This window comes from Actinomadura sp. 7K534, assembly GCF_004348575.1.
Taxonomy (GTDB): Bacteria; Actinomycetota; Actinomycetes; order Streptosporangiales; family Streptosporangiaceae; genus Spirillospora; species Spirillospora livida.
Window position 1 is genome coordinate 1 of sequence record NZ_SMKB01000004.1, and the last position, 19,513, is coordinate 19,513.

At 63.3% G+C, this 19,513-nt stretch carries 12 protein-coding genes; 9 read left to right on the forward strand and 3 right to left on the reverse strand.

Annotated features, from left to right (window positions below; genetic code table 11):
• The 7 genes from E1266_RS37740 to E1266_RS01625 all read left to right on the forward strand — a co-directional run.
• A partial coding sequence (locus E1266_RS37740; protein ID WP_165965891.1) for a hypothetical protein occupies nt 1–277 on the forward strand: 277 nt, incomplete at its 5' end.
• 43 nt (nt 278–320) lie between these two features.
• The gene (locus tag E1266_RS01600; RefSeq protein ID WP_132042916.1) at nt 321–791 is read left to right on the forward strand and encodes an NUDIX hydrolase; all 471 of its coding nucleotides are present in this window, start codon (nt 321–323) and stop codon (nt 789–791) included.
• Nucleotides 792–2,142: 1,351 nt separating this feature from the next.
• Nucleotides 2,143–6,864 carry a DEAD/DEAH box helicase gene (locus tag E1266_RS01605; protein WP_132042918.1) on the forward strand — a complete coding sequence of 1,574 codons (4,722 nt, stop codon included), beginning with the start codon at nt 2,143–2,145 and terminating at the stop codon, nt 6,862–6,864.
• Nucleotides 6,861–8,378, forward strand: a complete 1,518-nt coding sequence (locus E1266_RS01610; protein ID WP_132042920.1) for an NERD domain-containing protein/DEAD/DEAH box helicase — start codon at nt 6,861–6,863, stop codon at nt 8,376–8,378. The genes E1266_RS01605 and E1266_RS01610 overlap by 4 nt, the downstream gene beginning before the upstream one ends.
• Nucleotides 8,375–11,545 carry a helicase-related protein gene (locus E1266_RS01615; RefSeq protein ID WP_132042922.1) on the forward strand — a complete coding sequence of 1,057 codons (3,171 nt, stop codon included), beginning with the start codon at nt 8,375–8,377 and terminating at the stop codon, nt 11,543–11,545. Before E1266_RS01610 ends, E1266_RS01615 begins: the two co-directional genes overlap by 4 nt.
• A 13-nt stretch (nt 11,546–11,558) precedes the next feature.
• On the forward strand, nt 11,559–13,343 hold the full coding sequence (locus E1266_RS01620) for a DUF1998 domain-containing protein (RefSeq protein ID WP_207945360.1): 1,785 nt from the start codon (nt 11,559–11,561) through the stop codon (nt 13,341–13,343).
• Between the two features lie 612 nt (nt 13,344–13,955).
• A complete protein-coding gene (locus E1266_RS01625; protein ID WP_132042926.1) occupies nt 13,956–15,107 on the forward strand; it encodes a DNA cytosine methyltransferase in 1,152 nt (383 codons plus the stop codon).
• 278 nt (nt 15,108–15,385) lie between these two features.
• Here the strand turns inward: E1266_RS01625 and E1266_RS01630 are convergent, their stop codons facing one another.
• Nucleotides 15,386–16,036 (reverse strand): DNA cytosine methyltransferase, encoded by a 651-nt coding sequence (locus E1266_RS01630; RefSeq protein WP_243718174.1) that lies wholly within the window; start codon nt 16,034–16,036, stop codon nt 15,386–15,388.
• A 106-nt stretch (nt 16,037–16,142) separates the two neighbouring features.
• Between E1266_RS01630 and E1266_RS01635 the strand changes: the two genes are divergently transcribed.
• The gene (locus E1266_RS01635; protein WP_132043043.1) at nt 16,143–16,571 is read left to right on the forward strand and encodes a very short patch repair endonuclease; all 429 of its coding nucleotides are present in this window, start codon (nt 16,143–16,145) and stop codon (nt 16,569–16,571) included.
• Nucleotides 16,572–16,965: 394 nt separating this feature from the next.
• On the opposite strand, the gene E1266_RS01640 is transcribed toward E1266_RS01635, so the two are convergent.
• Nucleotides 16,966–17,964 carry a hypothetical protein gene (locus E1266_RS01640; protein WP_165965892.1) on the reverse strand — a complete coding sequence of 333 codons (999 nt, stop codon included), beginning with the start codon at nt 17,962–17,964 and terminating at the stop codon, nt 16,966–16,968.
• A 71-nt stretch (nt 17,965–18,035) separates the two neighbouring features.
• The gene (locus tag E1266_RS37745; RefSeq protein ID WP_165965893.1) at nt 18,036–18,884 is read right to left on the reverse strand and encodes a hypothetical protein; all 849 of its coding nucleotides are present in this window, start codon (nt 18,882–18,884) and stop codon (nt 18,036–18,038) included.
• Nucleotides 18,885–18,999: 115 nt separating this feature from the next.
• Here E1266_RS37745 and E1266_RS01650 point away from each other — a divergent pair, with 115 nt between their 5' ends.
• The gene (locus E1266_RS01650; protein ID WP_132042931.1) at nt 19,000–19,473 is read left to right on the forward strand and encodes a nuclear transport factor 2 family protein; all 474 of its coding nucleotides are present in this window, start codon (nt 19,000–19,002) and stop codon (nt 19,471–19,473) included.
• Nucleotides 19,474–19,513 lie beyond the last annotated feature (40 nt).

Here is a 19,513-nt window from a genome sequence, read left to right on the forward strand (position 1 = left end):
CCCCCGCACCACGGCCCCGCCCATGCTCGCGGCCCGCCACCTGACCGCAACGCTCACCGCCCGCGGCATCACGAACACCACGCACCGCCACGGCCGAGGCGTCTCCCTGGTCACCATCCCCTTCGGCCGCAACGAGGAGACGAACATCTGGATAGAACCAGGGCACCTGAGCTACACCCTGCCCAACGGCACCCGCTACCGTCGCCCCATAGTCGACCTACACGACACCACCGAAACTCTCATCCACCACATCGAGACTCAACGAGCCAATCGGTAGCGTCCTGCCATAGAGGTCATCCCCATAGGACGGCGGTTCCCTTGTGCCCGAGGACCCGGCAGCGAGCTTCGCCCGCGCCCGAGCAGCGGCCGGCGTCCTCTTCTTCGACGACCAAGACCGCATCATGCTGGTCAACCCCACCTACAAGAACCACCTGGACGTCCCCGGCGGCTACGTCGAACGCGGCGAGACACCCCACCAGGCAGCCACCCGCGAGGTAGCCGAGGAACTCGGCATCCACCCCAGCATCGGCCGGCTCCTGGTCACAGACTGGGCCCCCACCGACACCGAAGGCGACAAGATCCTCTTCCTGTTCGACGGCGGCACCCTCACCCCCGACCAACTCAAAGCCATCCGCCTAGCCCCCACCGAACTGCGCGGCTACGCCTTCTACGACATCCCCCACATCCACACGCACACCGTCCCCCGCTTGGCCCGTCGCCTAATCCACGCCTACGCGGCCCATCACGCCAACACTTTCCGCTACATCGAACACGGCCACCCGCTCAGATAATTGAGACGTGCGCGGGTTGAGTCGCTTCTGTGCCTCGCCAGACGGTCAGGTCGCCCGGACTCGCCTGCAGCGTCGTCCGCTCGCGGTGATGGTGAATCCACTACATCCTCACCGGCTAGGCCAACGCCGCAAGATCACAGCGGTGGCCGTCTCACGTCCCGGCCTCCATCAGACCGAGATCTCCAAGTGCGGCTGGAGTACTAGGCGGTCGGTGCGAGTAGCGGGCGGCGAAAGATCGAAATCCCTTACGTGACCGTTTCTGGTGGTGTTTGGTAGGTTATGCTGCTCGCAGGGAGTTAATTGCTTTATTTGCGACTAGGTGAGTCTAATGGTCGCCCACTTATATTGCATTTTGTTGTCCGAAATAAGTTTGGCTGAGAATGATCTAATGCCCGAAATGGATGCGGCATCGCCTTAATGGGTGATTTGGTAAGTGTGTCGACAGTTGGTATGTTGCTGAAGTCACCCCGAAAGCATCTTTCGCGGCGAGATGCTCTATGTCTTGCGAGGAGGTATGGTGGCAGTTTCGACAGGAACCCGTCGCCCTAGTGGTGAAGAAGGTGGCGATCATTGTGCCTGTGGGTGACAACGAGCGGACTCAAAGACAAGGGAATCGCGAGGAAAATACTGCCGGGATAGAGCGCTATTGAGCCTGCGGGCGTTCCTCATTATGGTGACCCGTTCCTGATCAGCTCGGTCGCAATTACTGCTGCAGGAGTAGAGGCTGGCGTGAGTATCGCCGCCAGTGTGGGGCCGACGGTTGCCATGGCGGCGGGGCTCGGTGTCGGTCTCGTGACGTGCGCGCTCGTTCTGCTCTCAGTAACGGCTGCCCTGCATGCCTTTAATTGAAAAGCGAGATCACTGAGGGCGAGGTGCTCGGTCCTCGTTTTGGCTGGCGACTACAACCGTACTTGTAGGTACCCGGACCATGCCCGAGTGCACCTAAATCGGACCAGCCCGACGGATTGCCATCAGGATGTTTCGAGGCAAAAAATGCGACGTGACTGCTTGTGGCGCCCAGAAGTGACGGGGATGAGTCATGAGTCTCGGATGATGGTCACGAGCGTGGTCGCCAGGCGCTCAGCTGCCGGCGACGGTGTCCATGATCACTGGGCTGAGGTCTTGGATGCTCTGGGTTAACGCGGACCGCTGGTATCGGGACGGCCAAAGCCTTATCATATTCCCATCCCGAAGGGCTGGGGAGCGTCAATGCATTGCCACTGTTGAGCGCATCTTTGTGCTGACCGGAGGTTGCGCCGGGGTGTCCTGGTTGGCGATGCTCACCGGTGGGGTCGCTGGGCTACAGGGAGTGGCGGTCCTCGGAAGCGGAGTGCGACGTGTTGGGGTGATAATGGCGGCGTGGCAGGACTGGGCACCGGACTTTGGGCTCACGCGAGAAATCGAAGATCAGTTCGAACGCGCGATCGCGTCGTACCGCGCGAACTCCAACCTCGTCACCGAGCATGCAAATCATGAAGAGTCGATCCGGGTCGGTGGGTACGCCAATCGGACTCTCCTGGAGTTGGTCCAGAACTCAGCGGATGCGATGTCCGGCGCGGGTTCGGACCAGGTCGGGGCCGGTCGAGTGGAGATCGTCCTCGACCTGGTGTCGGCGACGTTGTACTGCGCCAATGCCGGGCGTCCATTCTCGAAGCCCGGCCTGACGACGATCACTCACGCACACCTCAGCGGCAAGCGCGGCGATGAGATCGGACGCTTCGGACTGGGCTTTAAGTCGGTTCTCGCGGTGACCGATCGTCCTCAGGTGTTCAGTCGGTCTGTCTCCTTCGAGTTCAACTCGGTCGAGGCGAGGGCGGCGATCGCCGCTGTCGGGGCGCCGACCAAACGTCTCCCTGTGCTGCGGACCGCCACATTGGTCGATCCCGCAGCCGCGTTCGAGCAAGACCCGGTGCTCGCGGAGCTGGCCGAGTGGGCGGTGACGATCGTCAAGCTGCCCCGAGCGTCGAACCTGACCCGTCTGAAGCAAGAGATCGAGAAGTTCCGGTCGGAGTTCCTGCTGTTCGTCACCGACGTGCGGGAGATCCGGCTCCGGGTGATCGGTGACGAGGGAGAGGCGTTCAAGACGAGCCACATCTCGCGGGACCTCGGCGGCGGTCGGTTCAAGATCGATCGCCCGGACGGGACCGGGGATGAGTGGTTCGTGGGCCACCAAATGCACTCTCCGACCCCCGAGGCTCGAGTGGAGGTCGGCGAAGCAGTCTCTCGTGACCAGGTGAAGGTCACAGTTGCGATGCCGACCTGCAACACCCGCTTCAGGGTCGGTGAGTTCTGGTCTTACTTCCCCCTGCAGGACGAGACCTCGGCTTCGGCCCTGTTCAATGCTCCGTGGAGCGTCAATGACGACCGGACGACTCTGCTGAAGAACAGGTACAACCAAGAGATCCTGACAGAGCTCTCCAAGATGTTCGTGACGATGCTTCCCCGGGTCGCATCTGCCGATGATCCCGCCGCTCATCTGGATTACATGCCCGCCCGTGGCCGAGAGACGCTCTCGTTCGGCGACGACATCCTCTGCTCACATGTGCCGGGGCTCGCCGCAAAGCTCAAGATCGTTCCTGATGCGACCGGCGAACTGCAGCGCGCCGATGCCCTTCGCCCACTCGACTTCCTGATCAGTGGTGTCTCGGAGCAGGACCACAAGCAGTGGATCGACTCCCCGAACACGGGCGACGACGTTCCGCACTGGCGGTGCTATGCGACCCCGCAGCGAAGGACTCGGCTACGGCAGCTTTGTGTCTTTAGTGTTGGCTCTGACGAACTCGAGGTGAGTGCCCGGGACGAGAAGCGTGCGCTCGAGAGGATGCCGAAGCGTGGCGTTCTGACCTGGCTGCGCGAGTGGGCCCAAGGCTCGGATCTCGGCTCGGCGGCGAGGGCGTTGGCCTTCGTCATCCACCACTCCCAGATCGAGGGTATCGAGGGCGCGCGGGTGATCCCGACTCTGTCTGGGATATGCTCACTTAAGGATCGGAATGACGTATTCCTGGCGCGGGTCGACGATGTGGACATCGAAGGCGCGCGTTTCGTGGATGCGGAGTTTCTCGCGATCCCAGGAATCGACAAGATCCTGCGCGCTCAGGGATTCCGTGACCTTGACCCCTTGGCCATCTTGCGGGCCCGGCTGAACAAGCTCGCGCAGGTCTCTGGAGACGAAGAGCTGTCGAAGTTCTGGGACGCGGTCCTGAACGTCCCGATGCCGGAAGCCGAAAAGATGGTGTCGCAGGCATCGGCGGGACTCGTCAAGGTTCCAACGCGTGACGGCGAGTGGTCGTGGCCAAACCAGGTCCTTGACATCGACGGAATTACGGACGGATTCGGCGAGCGCCTCCTGGACCGTCACCGATGCCTCCCGCAGGTAGCACACGCAGCCGGCGTCGTTCACGGCCCTGTGAAGGAGTACTCGATCGAGGACGAGATCTTCTTCGAGGACTACCGCCAGTGGACGGTGGCCTCCCTCAACAGTCGGCGAGGGCCGGGTGAACGGGAGATCGAGCGGATCGAATTCGTTGAGCATGCCGGTCCGGGCCCGTTTTCGGTTCTTCTCATGCTGCGGGACGCCAGCGCGCCTGAGCAGACACGAGAGATGTGGACGACGCAGCTGCTGGGCTTCGGCGATCATGCATGGAGCGTCGAGGATCTTGATTCGGGCCAGACTCATCGGGTTGTGTCGCCGCTTCGATGGTCGGTTGAGCAGGCAGGTCTGCTCAAGTCGACCAGGGGGCTCCGGCCCCCGGAAAAGATCGTGTCGGCCGCGCTTGTGGAGTTCGCAGACCTGCTCCCGCTGTACCGAGGCCCTCGACAGGTTGAGGACGTGCTGGACCTGCCTGACGAACTGACCCGGGTGCCGGCGGACGTCCTTCGGGAGGCCTTCGAGGCGGAGCTGTTCCCTCGCCATGTCAAAGATCGCACCTTGACCAACTTCATCCTTGCGGCTGGCCGAATTGCGTTCCCGCAGGGTCGTCCAACTCGAATTGCCGCCCGCGTGGGCCAAGGGCTGGAGTTGCGGCGACCGGAGTCGGTCTACCTTGCGACCACTGACGAGGAACAGCGCTTCTTGAAGGATCGGCAGAAGCCGTACCTCAGGGCAGAAGGTCAGGACGTCTCCGTTCTGGTCGAAGCCATCGGATGCCGGCGGTTCGAGGACAGCTTCTCCTTCTCCATGCTGATCGAGGGGCAACAGGACGAAGAGCGGATCATCGACGTATACACGGGACTCCGCCAGAACATGGTGGCAGACAAGGTCATGAACGCCACCGTGGCGAGGGCCGTGCATATCGCCAAGCGTGTGACCACTGAGGATGGTGTGGAGGACCGGTCACGCGACTGGCACATCGAGGGACCTGCGCTCGTCGTGCGGGCGGATCTCGGTGAGCGGCGAGTCTTGGAGATCGTCAACGAGGCGTTCGGTCTGGGGCTGTCCAACGCCGAGTTGAGTGGTGTGCTGAAGGCGGGACTGGATCAACGCCTGGAGGAGCAGCGCCAGGCCGCGAAGGCGGCCATGACCGACCCGGAGCGCCTGGAAGTGTTCTTTGGGGACGACACCCTTCGGGAGGTGCTGCCCAAGGGACTCTGGTCCGCACTCGAAGCGCAGAAGCTGGTGAACGACTCGACCTCGGTCGCGGAGCTGTTCCTCACCGTCTACAGAAGCGAAGCGGTCAAGATGCTCGAGGACCAGTTTCGCGACGAGGGATATACAGACGTCCCCACGACCTGGGCCGGGGGAGCGTCGACCATTGCATGGCTCCGAAAGATGGGGTTCGGTGCCGAGTACGCCGGTCAACGAAACCAGCGTCAGGACGAAGAGATCATCGTCCCCGGGGCCATCAAGCTTAATCCTCTGCATGCCTTCCAAGAGAGAATTAGTGCACAGCTGAAGGACGCACTGACTCTCAAGACGCCTGAGGGTGGCTCACTCAAGGCCATGGTCGAGCTCCCAACGGGTGCAGGGAAGACACGCGTAGCCACAGAGACGGTTCTGCGACTGTTCATCGATGGTTTTCTGCGCGGACCGGTGCTCTGGATCGCGCAGTCTGCCGAGCTGTGTGAACAGGCGGTGCAGACCTGGAGCATGGTTTGGCGGGGCCTTGGGGACGAGCGCCCGTTGGCGGTGGGAAGGCTTTGGGATACCAACTCAGTCCAGGAGCCAGACACCGAGTTCAGTGTGATCGTGGCCACGGACGCGAAACTGGACGTGGTCATCGACAACACGGATTATCAGTGGCTGAGCAACGCGGCTGCGGTGATCGTCGATGAGGCGCACCGTGCCGGGAGTTCCCCGAGGTACAGAAGGATTCTGGACTGGCTCGGCGTGGCTGGGCGAGGCTGGGATCGGCCCCTCATCGGCCTCTCTGCGACGCCGTTTAAAGGCTCGGTGGCCGACGGAACGCAGACAAGGGAGCTGGCCGCGCGGTTCGGAAACCGCATAATTAAGGCCTTCGAGGGCGGCAACGCCTATCAGGAGCTGTCTCGCATGGGGGTGCTCGCCCGCGTTCAGCACGAGGTGCTTCCGGGAATCGAGGTCAACCTGGACAAGGCCGAGTTGGATAAGGTCACGCAGCTACGGAAACTCGAACCGGGGGTGCTCGATCGAATCGGTCGAGACCAGGCGCGTATGGCGGCCCTCGTCGACCACATTATGGAGCAGGACCCGGAGTGGCCTATCCTCGTCTTCACTCCGAACGTTCTTTCAGCCCAAGTGCTCGCAGCGACCCTGCGTTATCGCAAGGTCGAGGCCGCTGCGGTGAGCGGACATACCGGTCGGCAGGAGCGGCGGGAGGTCATTGAGCGCTTCAAGTCCGGAGATATCCGTGTGCTTGCGAACTGTGACCTTCTGATCCAGGGGTTCGACGCACCTGGTGTGCGAGCCCTCTATATTGCTCGCCCCACGTTCAGCCCGAGCGCTTACATTCAGATGGCCGGTCGTGGTCTTCGCGGCGAGGAGAACGGCGGTAAAAAGGAGTGTCTGATCGTTGATGTCGCCGATAATTTCGGTGCGGTCAACGACTTCCTCGGGTATCGCGATTATGAGGATCTCTGGCTGGAGCGGCGCACGTGATTCTCGTCCCGGATCTCGGCGACATCGAGACGACGGCCACCAGCGATGCCGAGCGCCGTGTGGCCCGTGTTCTGAGTGCGATCGACGCTCCAGGCGGAGCCGTAGCGTTCCACTCCGTGGCGCTCCGAACCCACGGCACCAAACAGCAGGCGGAGGCGGACTTCGTCGTGCTATGGGGCGACGTCGTCGTCCTAGTCGAGGTCAAGGGCGGAGGAGTGCGCAAGCACGACGGCCTCTGGTACAGCATCAACCGCCGCGGCGATTGGAAAAGGCTTCGCGAATCTCCGATGCTGCAGGCCCAGTCGGCCATGCATGCGTTGAGAGGGATCCTTCGTCAAGAGGGCATCGGTTGGTTCGTGAGTGAGGCGGTGGTCATCACGCCCGACATCGATGCTCCTCCGCCGGCGGTCGAGTGGAAGGGCAGCCACTGGTGGGCTAAGGAGGAGATGAGTGTCGCGGCCATGACCGCGGCGTTCGAAGCGGTCGTTAACGAAGCCACGGAGGCGCCATACGGAGTGAAGGTCGCGCGTCCCGACCACCTGCGAACTCGCCTGTTCGGCGAGTTCACACGGATGCCCGTGATCGATGCCCAGCGCGGAGCTGTCATTGAGGAACAGAATCGCGCGACGGAAGGCCAGGCGCGTGTGCTGGCCGGGCTTGCTCGCAACCAGCGCATGCTGGTTACTGGAGGGGCGGGCACCGGGAAGTCCCTTGTCCTGGCCGAGTCCGCAAAGCAGGAGGCCGCCGAGGGCAAGTCCGTTCTGATCACCTTTCACTCGCCGGCATTGGTCGAGTTCTTCACCCCACGCATTACTGGTCGGGCCATCGACCTCCTGCCCTTCGCGAGGCTCGGCGGCGAGAAGCAGTATGACGTTGTACTCGTCGACGAGGCCCAAGACCTGATGAACGCGGAAGGCATGGACGCGCTGGACGCCGTCATCATTGGTGGGCGTGCCGGCGGCCGCTGGCGGATGTTCCTCGATCCCAACAACCAGGCGCACGTTGACGGCTCCTTCGATTCGGATGTCTATGAACTCGTGTCCGACGAGGCCACGTTGCTCAGCCTCCACCGCAATGTTCGCAACACCAAGGCGATCGTCCACGTCGTTCAGGAGTACCTGGGTGCCGACATTGGGGATCCGGGAATCGTCAACGGGGAGCGGGTGCAGTGGAGCTGGGCGGACGCCGAAGCCGACCTCGCGGCCGCGGAGCGGCTTGCACGCGAGCTCGTCGGTGACGGCGCGCGCCGCGAGGACATCTGGATCATCAGAGCCACGTCCGACGCGGCCCCCGTTCGAAGCGCCGAAGGTTTCATTGTCACCAGCCCGCGCTACGCGAAGGGGCTGGAGGCGGAGCATGTCATCGTCTGCGACTTGCCCGAGGCCTTTGATGCGAAGGGGCTCGCCGCATTCTACGTGGCCGTCACCAGACCGCGCGTCGCGCTCCATATCGTCGCGTCCAAGCAAGATAAGCGACGGCTTCAGGAGCTCATCCGAAAGCAGGTCGGAAAGTGAACCTCACCGAGGCGCAGCAGAAGGCTTTGGGGCACATCCGGGACGCCTACGTCGGTCCGGACGGCGGCGAGGAAGAGGTGGTGAGCAACCTTCCGCACCGGCAGTACGCCGTCGGCATGTTGTTCCCTGCAGATCCGGCGGGCGACGGCCGAGACCTGACCGATTCGGGGGAGGAACTTTCGGGCGATGTGCCCGAGCGTGACGTCGAAGAGGACGGCGCCGCAATCCCGTTGGCCGAGGACTGGCGCCCGTCCTCGGTGGCGATCTCCTTTGTCACAGACGGTGATTCCGTCGAGGTGGATTTCTCGTGCGGTACCTACTCTCAGGTGCCTGGTGACGGCCCTCCAAGGTGGCGTCGGAGCCCGTTCGGCTTCAGCGGGATCACCCTCACGAACGGTGAGGGTCCGCCTCCCTTGCCCGAGGGTGACGTGCCCATCGAGATCGGGGCCCGGTGGAGGGGCTTCCGGGGGATGTCCCTTGTCACGGTCCATGTCCGAGTGATGTCGGAGTCTGCCGGAGACGATCGTCTCGACATCGCTCAGATGCTCTTCCAGGTGCAGTTGTCCGTCAGGCCCGCCGCCGGCACGCGGATTCTCGAATACGACACCACCCGCCTGCTCGACGCTGACCCTGAGGCGGCCGAGCTCCGTCTCCGATTTCGCAACCGAAAAATCTACGCGGTTGGGCACGGAATGGCCGCCGATTGGGACTTTTCGAACGGTAGCTGTTCCAGGGTCTACCTTGATCCAGTGCCAGCATTCGTCGTGCCGGCCATCGAGACCACCGCCTTCGCCGAGGGCACCGCCGAAGCGGAAGCGCTGTCGCTTGCCCACCTTCTGCAGATGGACTCGGACCCTGAGCCCGTGCTCCGGTCTCTGGATGCCTTCGTCGACGCATTCGCCGAGTGGGTGGATGAACAACGACGGCGGGCCGAAGAAATCGTTGACGAGAAGGAGGTCGCTCGTGGCATCGCCGACCGCTCTGAAGTGGCCGTCAAGCGGATGCGGGCCGGGGTGGCACGGTTGCGCGATCCGTTGCAGGGGCACCTCCGTACCGCCTTCTCACTCGGCATGGAGGCGATGCGCCTCCAGATGCGTCAGGCATCGATCAACCGTGGAACTCCTAAGAACGATGTGATGGAACCGTCGTGGCGGCCCTTCCAACTCGGGTTCCTGCTCGTCTCGCTCGCCTCCACCGTCGACGAGAAGCACACAGACCGTGATCTCGTCGACCTCATCTGGTTTCCGACGGGCGGTGGGAAGACCGAGGCGTATCTCGGTCTCGCGGCGATTGAGATCTTCCGGCGACGACTGGATTACGGCACAGCGGGTGGCGGCACCGCCGTGATCACCAGGTACACCCTTCGGCTCTTGACCTCTCAGCAGTTCCAGCGGGCGGCTTCGCTGATCTGTGCGATGGAACTGCTGCGGGCCACCGATCCTCGAGTCAGGGGGATGCCCCCCTTCACGATCGGTCTCTGGGTGGGGAACGAGGTTACTCCCGGCACGCGCGCGGAAGCGAAGCAGGCGCTAGAGCGCCTGCACAAGGCGGCGCGGCCTGAGGAGGCCAACCAGTTTCAGATCGAGAGTTGTCCATGGTGTCTTACGCCGATGGTCCCCAAGCTGAAGAGCGCGAAGCCGCGGGACTACGGCATGCGCCTGCTCGGCAGGGACGTCATCCTGCACTGCGTCGACGACTCGTGCCGATTCAGCGGTGAACTGCCGCTCGCCGTCGTAGACGACGTTCTGTACGACGAGCCACCCACGATTCTGCTGGCGACCGTCGACAAGTTCGCTCGCCTCCAGTTCAAGCCGCAGGCGGGCAGACTTCTCGGTCTCGACACGGTGTTCAAACAGCCCTCCGTGGTGATTCAGGATGAGCTGCATCTGCTGTCCGGGCCGCTGGGCACCACCGTTGCGGTATTCGACGCGATGATCCAGCTTCTGCTGAGTCGGACCGGCACCAGCCCCAAGATCGTCGCGTCGACCGCGACCATTCGTGCCTCAGACGATCAGGTTCGGGGTCTGTACGGGCGCAAGGTCGCGCTGTACCCGCCGTCCGGCCTCGATGATGACCGGACCTTCTTCTCTCGACCCGTCGAGAGCGGTGAAGGCCGGCTTTATGTCGGACTCATGCCGCAGTCTGTTTCCCAACCTTCGGCCGTCATCGCCGCAGTCACCCCGCTCATCGAGATACCAGAGGTCCTTTCTGCCGGCCCCGAACCGGTCGCGGACAGAGACGCCTACTGGACACTGGTCATGTATCACAACTCCCTTCGGGAGCTCGGCCGGACCGAAACGCTCGTGGTCGACGACGTCCGGGGCCGACTCGAGCCCCGTGCGGAACGCTTGGGGTTGCCGTTGCGATCGATCGAGGCTGGGCGTGTGCTGGAGTTGACGAGTCGGAGGGGAGCCGAGGAACTCCCCAACGATCTCCGGGCGCTCAGACTCAAGGTGGGGGAGTCTTCAGACGCGATCGACGTCGTCCTGTCATCGAACATGCTCTCGGTCGGCATCGACATCCCCAGGCTCGCCCTGATGCTCATGGTCGGCCAACCGAAGACGACCGCCGAGTACATCCAGGCGACGAGTCGTGTCGGACGCGGCGATACGAAGGGCATCATCGTGACGCTCTTCAGGTCGGCTCGTGCGCGGGACCGGTCGCACTTCGAGACCTTTCGCGGGTACCACGAGGCGCTCTATCGCAGTGTCGAGCCGACGAGTGTGACGCCTTGGTCGCTGGCATCGCGGGATCGCTCACTGGCCGGCGCACTCGTGGCACTGATGCGGCAGTCGTTCGGCGAACTGGCCGAGAACAATACGGCCGGCCACTTCGACCTCGAGGACACAAAGCTTAATGAGGCGGTAACGAGACTCCTTGACCGCTTCCTTGGATACGTGACACGGGCCGACTCCGTCGAAGCGGAGGAGACGCGGGAAGTGGCCTGGAGCCTTCTGCGTGACTGGGACCGTCGAGCCGGAGCTGCGCGCGAAGCGGGCGAAGCGTTGCGCTACGAGCGTTCTGCGACGGATCAAGCGGCGCTGCTCAAGAGATTCGGACAGGGCGGCGAGGGCTGGCTCGTCGGCGACTCGATGAGGTCGATCGATCCGAACGTGGCCGTGCAAGTCCAGGAACCTCTGGAGGAGGTGCAGCGTGGAAAGAATTAGGCATGACCTGCGGTTGTCGGAGACGATCACGCCCTTCGGTGTCGGAGCGATCGTGGACATCCGAGGTGAGTCGCTCATCGCGCCGGACACCTCATGGTGGGACAAGAAACGCACCCTTGAGATCAGCTGCGAGCGACTCCTCGCCCGACTCGGTGCCGGTGTCCTGAGGCAGGCGCCGAGTCACGCCGGCACCGCGGGCAAGGACACGGCTGCCCTGCTCTACTGGCGCTTTCCCGCCTGGAGGTTTTGTGAGAGATGCTCCAAGCTCTCACAACTGACTGGGAAGAAGAAGGGAAAGTGGAGCAACACCTGTGAGTGTGAAGGACACCTTGTCCCGATGCGCTACATAGCGATCTGCGAGGAAGGCAGTCACGCTCAGGATATCCCGTGGTTTACCTGGGCCCACCGAGGCCGAGAGGCGGGTACGGACGAGTCGGTTCGCTTTTGTCGTTCCTACAAAGAGCTTCGGTTCGAGAGGCTGTCCAAACGAGGGGAGGGCCTATCCTCTCTCCGGGTCAAATGCTACGGATGCGGGCACGCGCGGTCCCTGGCGGAACTGGTCACGAAGGGCGCCCTGCATCGCGACGGCATCCGCTGTGCCGGTCGACAACCATGGGAGCCGGAAGGTGCGGTCAAGAACCCGTGCGACCACCAGCTTGTGGCGGTCCAGCGAGGAGCGACGGGGAACTACATCGCCGATCGGATCTCCGCGCTCGACATCCCCGAGGAACGCCCGCACTCCGCTGATGTCGCGGACAAGATCCGCGGCCACGTCTACTTCGAAAAGATCGTGGCCGACAACGGTGGACCCCAGGCGCACATGGTCGCGGAATGGCTGGCCACCGAACTCGGCGTGACCAAGGAGACCGTCCTTGCCGTTGCGGCAGGGGACCATACCGCGGACGATGACATGCTGCTCGACCTCAAGGACGGAGAGTGGGCCGCCTTCCTGAAGAAACTCGAGGGTGGGCGAGACCGTACAGGTAGCGACTTCGTCGTCGATGGATGGGGCCCGGATGCGGCCTCGGGACCAGAAAGCCTCGTCCGCCGGATCGCCGGAGTCGGGCAGGTACGCCGGGTCCGTGAAGTGATCGCCTTGCGAGGATTCCGGCGCCGCAGCGCGGAGTCCGCCCTGATCCGCGCCGACCTCGGACCCGATCAGAAGAGACACCCCGTCTACCCAGCAATCGAGCTTTTCGGCGAGGGGATCTTTCTGAGATTTGCCGAGGACGAACTCGCACAATGGGAGACCCAACCCAGCGTTCAGGCGCGCGCGGGCATCCTCGTGAAGCGACGCGCGGACACCCCCTGGGCTAGCAGACTGGACGTTCCAGAGCCGCGCTACGTCGCTCTGCACACGCTGTCGCACCTGCTCATCCGCAGGCTGGCGTTTGCCAGCGGATACGCGTCGGCCTCGCTCCAGGAACGGATTTACGCGAACTCCGATCGGCAGGACAAGACCGCTGGGATTCTGATCTACACCGCGGCCGGGGATGCTCAAGGAACCCTCGGCGGACTCGTTCGGCTTGGGCAGCCGCAGAAGCTGATTCCACTGATCATCTCTGCACTCGATGACGCCGATGTCTGCTCCAACGACCCGGTGTGCATCGAGAGCGACCGACAGGGCTCATCCCATCTGAACCTGTCTGCTTGCCATGGCTGCTCGCTGGTGAGCGAGACCTCGTGCGAGACTGGCAACAGGCTGCTCGACCGCCAGTTGGTGCTCGGGGGAGGGAACGTTCACGGCCTCTTGGAGACGGTTCTGCCTGAGGTCCGCCAGACGAACGATGCAGGATGACCGGAGCGGAACGAGGTTAATTGAACCGCCCCGGGCTCCTTGGAGACTCTAGGTCGTGGCTGTGAACTGGTGGTTTGGGTGTTGCTGGTGGGAGCTGGCTTCGCGCTCGTCGGGTCGCGATTTGGCCGATCTCTCCGTGCAAGCGGATGGTGTTGTACCACTCGACCCATTCGGCGGTGGCCAACTCCACATCGGTGAGCTGCCGCCAGTGGCGGCGGGGCTGTTCAAGGGGTGACACCTCAAGTGCATCACATCCTGCCCGTTCACAAAGGTGGTACCAACAAGGAGAGTAGCCATTTGACGTTGGGCTCAGGTTGGTATGGGGTCGGCATGCGCTTATGGGCGGATCGTCGAAGGATTAACTCCTTAACCCCTGATCGGGTATTCGATTTCGAATTAAGAGCCGAGGGGGCCGGTAACAGGTCGTGCGGTGATCGCGGACAGCTCTAGCGTCCTGACTGGGTTAAGGGAAAGCAGCAGGTGACCTCCACCTCAACCGTCGGTGGCTCGCGGTAAGCTGTAGGGCCGTTCGAATTGTCTGTTGCCGTTGGGGCAACTGGGCATGCAACGCTGGCGGCCGTATCAGCCTTCCGACGAATCCCTGGAGATCAAGTGCAGCCGGTCAAGATCGTTGACCTCTTCGCCGGTCCTGGCGGACTGGACGTGGCAGCTGAGAAGCTCGATGTCGCGACCATCGGTGTTGAGTGGGACGACGGGGCCTGTGAAACGCGCCGTGCGGCTGGCCTCGAGACGGTCTCAGGTGACGTACGTCACTATGGTCCGCGCGACTTCCCTCAAGCGAATGTGCTCGCCGGAGGACCACCCTGTCAGACTTTCACCGTTGCCGGGACCGGAGCCGGCCGGAGGGCGCTCGACGATGTCCTGAGCTTTGTCGATCGTTTGGTGAAAAGGGAAGATCGCGATGAAATCGGGCGGGATCTAGCGAAGTTGGAAGATGAGCGGACTGGTCTTGTATTGGAGCCGCTCCGATGGGTGCTCGAAGCGATTGACGGCCCGGATGAGCCTTATGAGGCGATAATACTTGAGCAAGTGCCAGCGGTGCTCCCCGTCTGGGAGGCCTATGCGAAAGCTTTGCAGGCTCAGGGTTATTCCGCAGATTGCAAACTTCTTCGGACGGAGCAGTATGGGGTTCCGCAGACTCGTAAGAGGGCGGTGCTAATCGCGCGCTCAGATGGTGCTGGAATAAACTTTCCTGACCCAACCCACCGCCCATATCGGAAGGGAGTTCCTCGCGAAGAAGGAGACGAAAAGCTCCTGCCATGGAGAACGATGGCGGATGTCATCGAACGAGAGTCACCGTTTTATGTTGTCTCGAACTATGGCACAGGGGGGAACCCAAAGGATCGTGGGCGTCGTGCCTCTTCTGAGCCGTCAGCTACGGTCACCGGTAAGGTCTTGCGCAATCGAGTCGTTTCTTTGAGTGGCGTCGAGATGGATCGTTTCTCCTTCTCCGAAACTGGACGTCTCCAAACGTTCCCCACAGACTACCCTTGGTCCGGCCGCGATGTCGGGCAGCAGATTGGCAACGCTGTTCCGCCTCGCCTGGCGATGCATGTCCTTTGTGCCGCGTTCGGTTGGCCTCCACCCACCGAAAGGATGCTGCGGCGACTTGAGCATTGGAGGGCTGAAGAGCTGCCGGAGCCCAGGGATCCGGACGATTATGCCGTTGAGGCCGTGTTGCACACCGAGATGCCGGGGAACCAACCACGATGGTCGCTCTCATGCGTATACGGCCGGCGTTAGCATCGAGGACGCGGTTTTCTAGGCTTGACAGGAAGTATCTCTAGGACCATGAACTCGCCGCGACGGGGAGCTCACCCGCTACATCGGAATCTGGGCATGGCGATAAGCGTCGAGCACTGTTGAGGTGGGCTGAACTACTATCGTCACACATGAAATGATTGGCCAATAGTTCGATTGGGTGGCCCGATAATCTCCAATTCTGGATGCGTTGGGTATTCCGGGTTTTCTTAATTGTCGATTCAGTGATTTCGGAACTGATTCTTCTTCCACCGTCACCGTCATCGCGTGGGAGCGATCTCGTTCGCCCGCGAACGCCACTCCAGCGCCTCCGGCCAACCGCGATCGGCCATCGAACGCCAGAGCACGTCGCCGACCGTGATGGCGCCGCCCGTCGGTGCCGGCCATTCGAACCGCGCCATGGTCTCCGAGCTCATCGCCACGAGCACCCCGTGCGGGCGACGTTGGGGGACGCCGTAGTCCTGGGCGTCCAGCACCTTCCAGGCACATTCGTAGCCGTTCGCCTCCAACTCCGCCTCGACGAAATCGCGCACGGCCGCGTAGCCGCCATCGACGACGAGGCCCGGGGTGTTCTCCAGCATGATCGCGCGGGGACGGACCTCGGTCGCCAACCAGACCGCCGCGCGCATCGGGTCACGCTGTTCGAGTTCAGAGAGTCCGGAGCGCTGTCGCGGGAGACCGCCCGCCAAGAGGTCGACGTCCAAGACCTGTGGATGATCGTGCCCCACGAAGTCGAAGAGGTCGAGGCATCTGACGTCCCACTGCGGGCGGTTCGCGTGCAGAGTGGCGCAGGCCCTCGCGTCCTCGTCGAAGAGCATCACCGGATGGAAGCCCGCCCGTTCGAGTCCGAGCGCCAGCCCTCCGGCGCCCGCGCAGATCTCCAGGCTCGTGTAACCCCGTCCCGTCGTCATCACCTCGGAGGCTAGGGGGCGTGAGGGACGAGTGGGAACCTGTGGCGGGGATGTGACCTGACCGGCAGCGGCCGTCCGTCGTATTTCCTACGGTTGGACCGTGAGCGTGCAGAGGCCGACCCATGCTTCGAGCGACGGTGTGCGCAAGAGCATGCAGGGCAACAAGAGCCGGGACACCAAACCGGAGATGGCGTTGCGTCGCGCGGTCCACGCGCTCGGCCTGCGCTATCGGGTCTCAACGCGTCCGCTGCCGAAGATCCGACGAACCGCCGACCTGGTCTTCACCAAGGCCAAGGTGGCGGTCTTCATGGACGGCTGCTTCTGGCATGGCTGCCCGGAACACCACACCAAGTCGGCCACGAACGCCGCCTATTGGGCGGACAAGGTTCAGCGCAACCGCGACCGCGACGCAGAGACCGACCGACTCCTGGGCGAGGCCGGCTGGACGGTGATCCGAGTCTGGGAACACGAAGACCCGACTGAAGCCGCCGAACGCATCGCCTACGAGGTTCGCCTGCTTCGGGCGCAGTGTTAGGAGACTTCGTCATAAACGTCTCCGTGCATCTAGCGGTGCTTAGCTCAGTGTGGCCGGTGGCGATGAGAACGGTCGTAGCGAGAAATGCGAGGTGACCTCGTTCCATCGCCACTCTCCCGTTGTGGCGTCGCGGTGGATGTTGCCGTGGGTGTGGAGGGTTGTCAGGTGGTTGCGGATTGTGGTTGGTGGGGTGGTTAGCCAGCGGTGGCGGGGCAGGTAAGGGCGCCTTGGCGGTAGAGGGCGTCCATTAGCGCGTCTACTTGGTCGATTACTTGGGCGTCTGGGGCGGTTAGCAGGGTAGGTGGGAGTCTGTTCAGGACGGCGCAGATTTCGGCTGGGGCGCCGGTGTGTTGTTGTTCCGCGAGCGTGGCGGCTATGAAGTCGGCCTTCACGGTTAGAAGCTCTGGAAGGTGTGGTCGCCGTTTGCGGTGAATAGGTTTACGGCCTTGTCGTAGCCGCAGATGAGAAGGTGCGGGCCCGTCTCGGACGGGTAGGTGGCTAGGGCTCGTACCCAGCCGCATTCGGGCTTGGTGTCCAGTGCGCCGCCCCAGCCGACCCAGCCTGCGCCGCGGCCGGTGGTCGCGTCCCATAGCCATACGCCTGGGAAGTCGCCGCCTGCTGCTAGCCACGTGCCGTTGTCGGAGTGGACCTCGCGTAAGGCGAAGATGGTGCCTCCGCCAGACATCTCTATGCCCGCTGTGTGGAGGCTGGGGCGGGGCTTCATGGTTCGGACCATGGTGCCTTGCTGGGGGTCCCAGAGTCGGATGATGCCGTCGTCTCCGCCGGAGGCGATTAGTACCTCGCCGTTGACGGTCACCGGGCATACGGCGTGTACCCAGCCTTCGTGGCCGGTCATGGTGTGTAGCAGTGCGCCGCTTTCGACGTCGAAGATGCGTACGGCCGCGTCTAGGCTGGCCGTCGCTAGCCGGTGTGTTTCGTCAAGTTCGAATAGGCACATGCCCTGAACTGGGCCGGCGGGCTCGGTCATGATGTGCACTGCTTCGCCGTTGGTGATGTCCAGGACGATGATGTTGCCGTCATGGCCGGCTGTCACAAGGCGGTCGTCGTCCGTGGCGGCGGGTGCTGGGAGTCGGCAGAGCTGCGTGATCCGTTCGGTGGGGTGTCCCGTGTACCGGGTCACCTGGCGGCGGGTTACGGGGTCCCACAGCCAGATCGTGCGGTCGATCCCGGCCGACACGACGACGGGCTGCCCGCGCAGCCGTACGGGGCACACCGCGAGGGCCGGTCCTTTGACCCTGCCGATCTTGCGGCTGCCGCCGACGCCCGGATGCCATACCTCGACGTGACCGCTGTTCCGACCGGCGACCACCAGGGTGGCATCACCGGTTTCGACGCGACACACCGACCAGTACTTCGGATGTAAGGAAGGCACTTGGCAATTCTCACCGAATGCCGTCCGTTGTGGAACCCGGGGAATCGGCCACCATGGTTGATCGTTCCGAATTATCGTCGCCACCAGCGTCGTTGTGGTGGGGGTGGTGTGGAGAAAGTTTCGGGGATCTTCGGAAGCTCGGGTGGTGCCGCGGCGGCGTGCAGTTCTTCGCGTAGAGCTGCTGCCGACGGTCCCAGGAAGTCTAGGAGGTTCTCGGCCAACGGAACCAGCATCTCGAGGCGTGAGCGGTCGTTCATCGCGGCGAGGGAGCGTGCGAACACCACGTATGTGTTGGCCAGTTCCCATGCGGAGTTCGGGTTTGCCGCGTTGAGGTCGCCCAGCCGGATCTCTACGGCCAGCGACGCCATCAGGGAGGCTTCCACGACGTCGTCGTGGTCGTGGTCGCCTTCAAGCAGGGCGGCGGCGAAATTGTGGTAGATGAATCCCATCGCCTTTTTGGTGTGCGGTCCGGCCGTCAGTGGGTTCGCGACCTCGGCTATGCCCAGCTCGGCCGCTTGTCTCAGGAGATCCAGGCGAGCGGCGGGGCGGCCGGCGTTGAACTCGAAGCCTGCCAGGTCGGCCAAGGCGGTCAGCAGCGCGCCCAGCGCCTCGTCGCGGCGTGGGGTCGTTCCTTCGGCGGTCACCGCGTCATGGATCCGTCTGAACCAGGTGACAGCCTGGCGTCCGCTGGCCACCGCCTCGTCGGCGCGGCCCAGCATGGCCAGGAGGGACGCATGGCGCCACAGAGCGCGGGCCAGCTGCCGCTCGTCGTTGCGGTCGACCCTGGCGGACGTCTCGATTGCCGCCTCGTACGCCGAGACGACCCGGGTCCACAGCCGATCCGCGTCGGACCAGGTTCTGCGATCGGCGGAGAGACTCACCGCCTGCTCGAACAGTTCTTCTCGCTCGTCCGGGCTCATACGCGCGCCTCTCGCTCCGCCACCATCAACCCAGATGCCGGCGATCAGCACAACGCCGGCAGCGAATTAGAACCTGTTCTTGTCTAATCGCGGTGCGGCGAGCAGGATGCGTCTCATGGACCTGGTCACTCTGGAAGAGATCCGGCGGCTCAAGTACCGCTACCTGCGCTGCGTCGATCTGAAGCTGTGGGACGAGTTCGCCGACGTGTTCACCGAGGACGCCGTCGCCGAGTACGACACGCCCGTGCTCGGCAAGACCCTCCGGCTGGAGGGACGGGACGCCATCGTCGACTACATGCGCGGCAATCTCGGACCCGACAAGATCTCCACCCACACGGCGGGCGCGCCCGAGATCGACATCGACGGGGATCGCGCTACCGGCACGTGGTCGCTGGACGACTCGATCATTCTCATCGAGCAGCGGCTGCTCATCCGGGGTGCCGCGTTCTACCACGATGTCTACCGGCGGGGCGCGGACGGGCGCTGGCTGGTCGAGAAGACCGGGCACAAGCGCACGTACGAGTACATGGTGTCGCTGGACGACATGCCGAGCCTCAAGTTCACCGCCGGGATGCCGAGCTCCCGATGACCGGGACGGCCCATTGTCGCTGCCTAGAACCAGTTCTACC

Coding starts and splice junctions, on each gene's coding strand:
- E1266_RS01605 (WP_132042918.1), top strand. CDS start 2,143: ATGGCGGCGTGGCAGGACTGGGCACCGGACTTTGGGCTCACGCGAGAA.
- E1266_RS01630 (WP_243718174.1), bottom strand. CDS start 16,036: ATGACGACGGGACGGGGTTACACGAGCCTGGAGATCTGCGCGGGCGCC.
- E1266_RS37745 (WP_165965893.1), bottom strand. CDS start 18,884: ATGAGCCCGGACGAGCGAGAAGAACTGTTCGAGCAGGCGGTGAGTCTC.
- E1266_RS01650 (WP_132042931.1), top strand. CDS start 19,000: ATGGACCTGGTCACTCTGGAAGAGATCCGGCGGCTCAAGTACCGCTAC.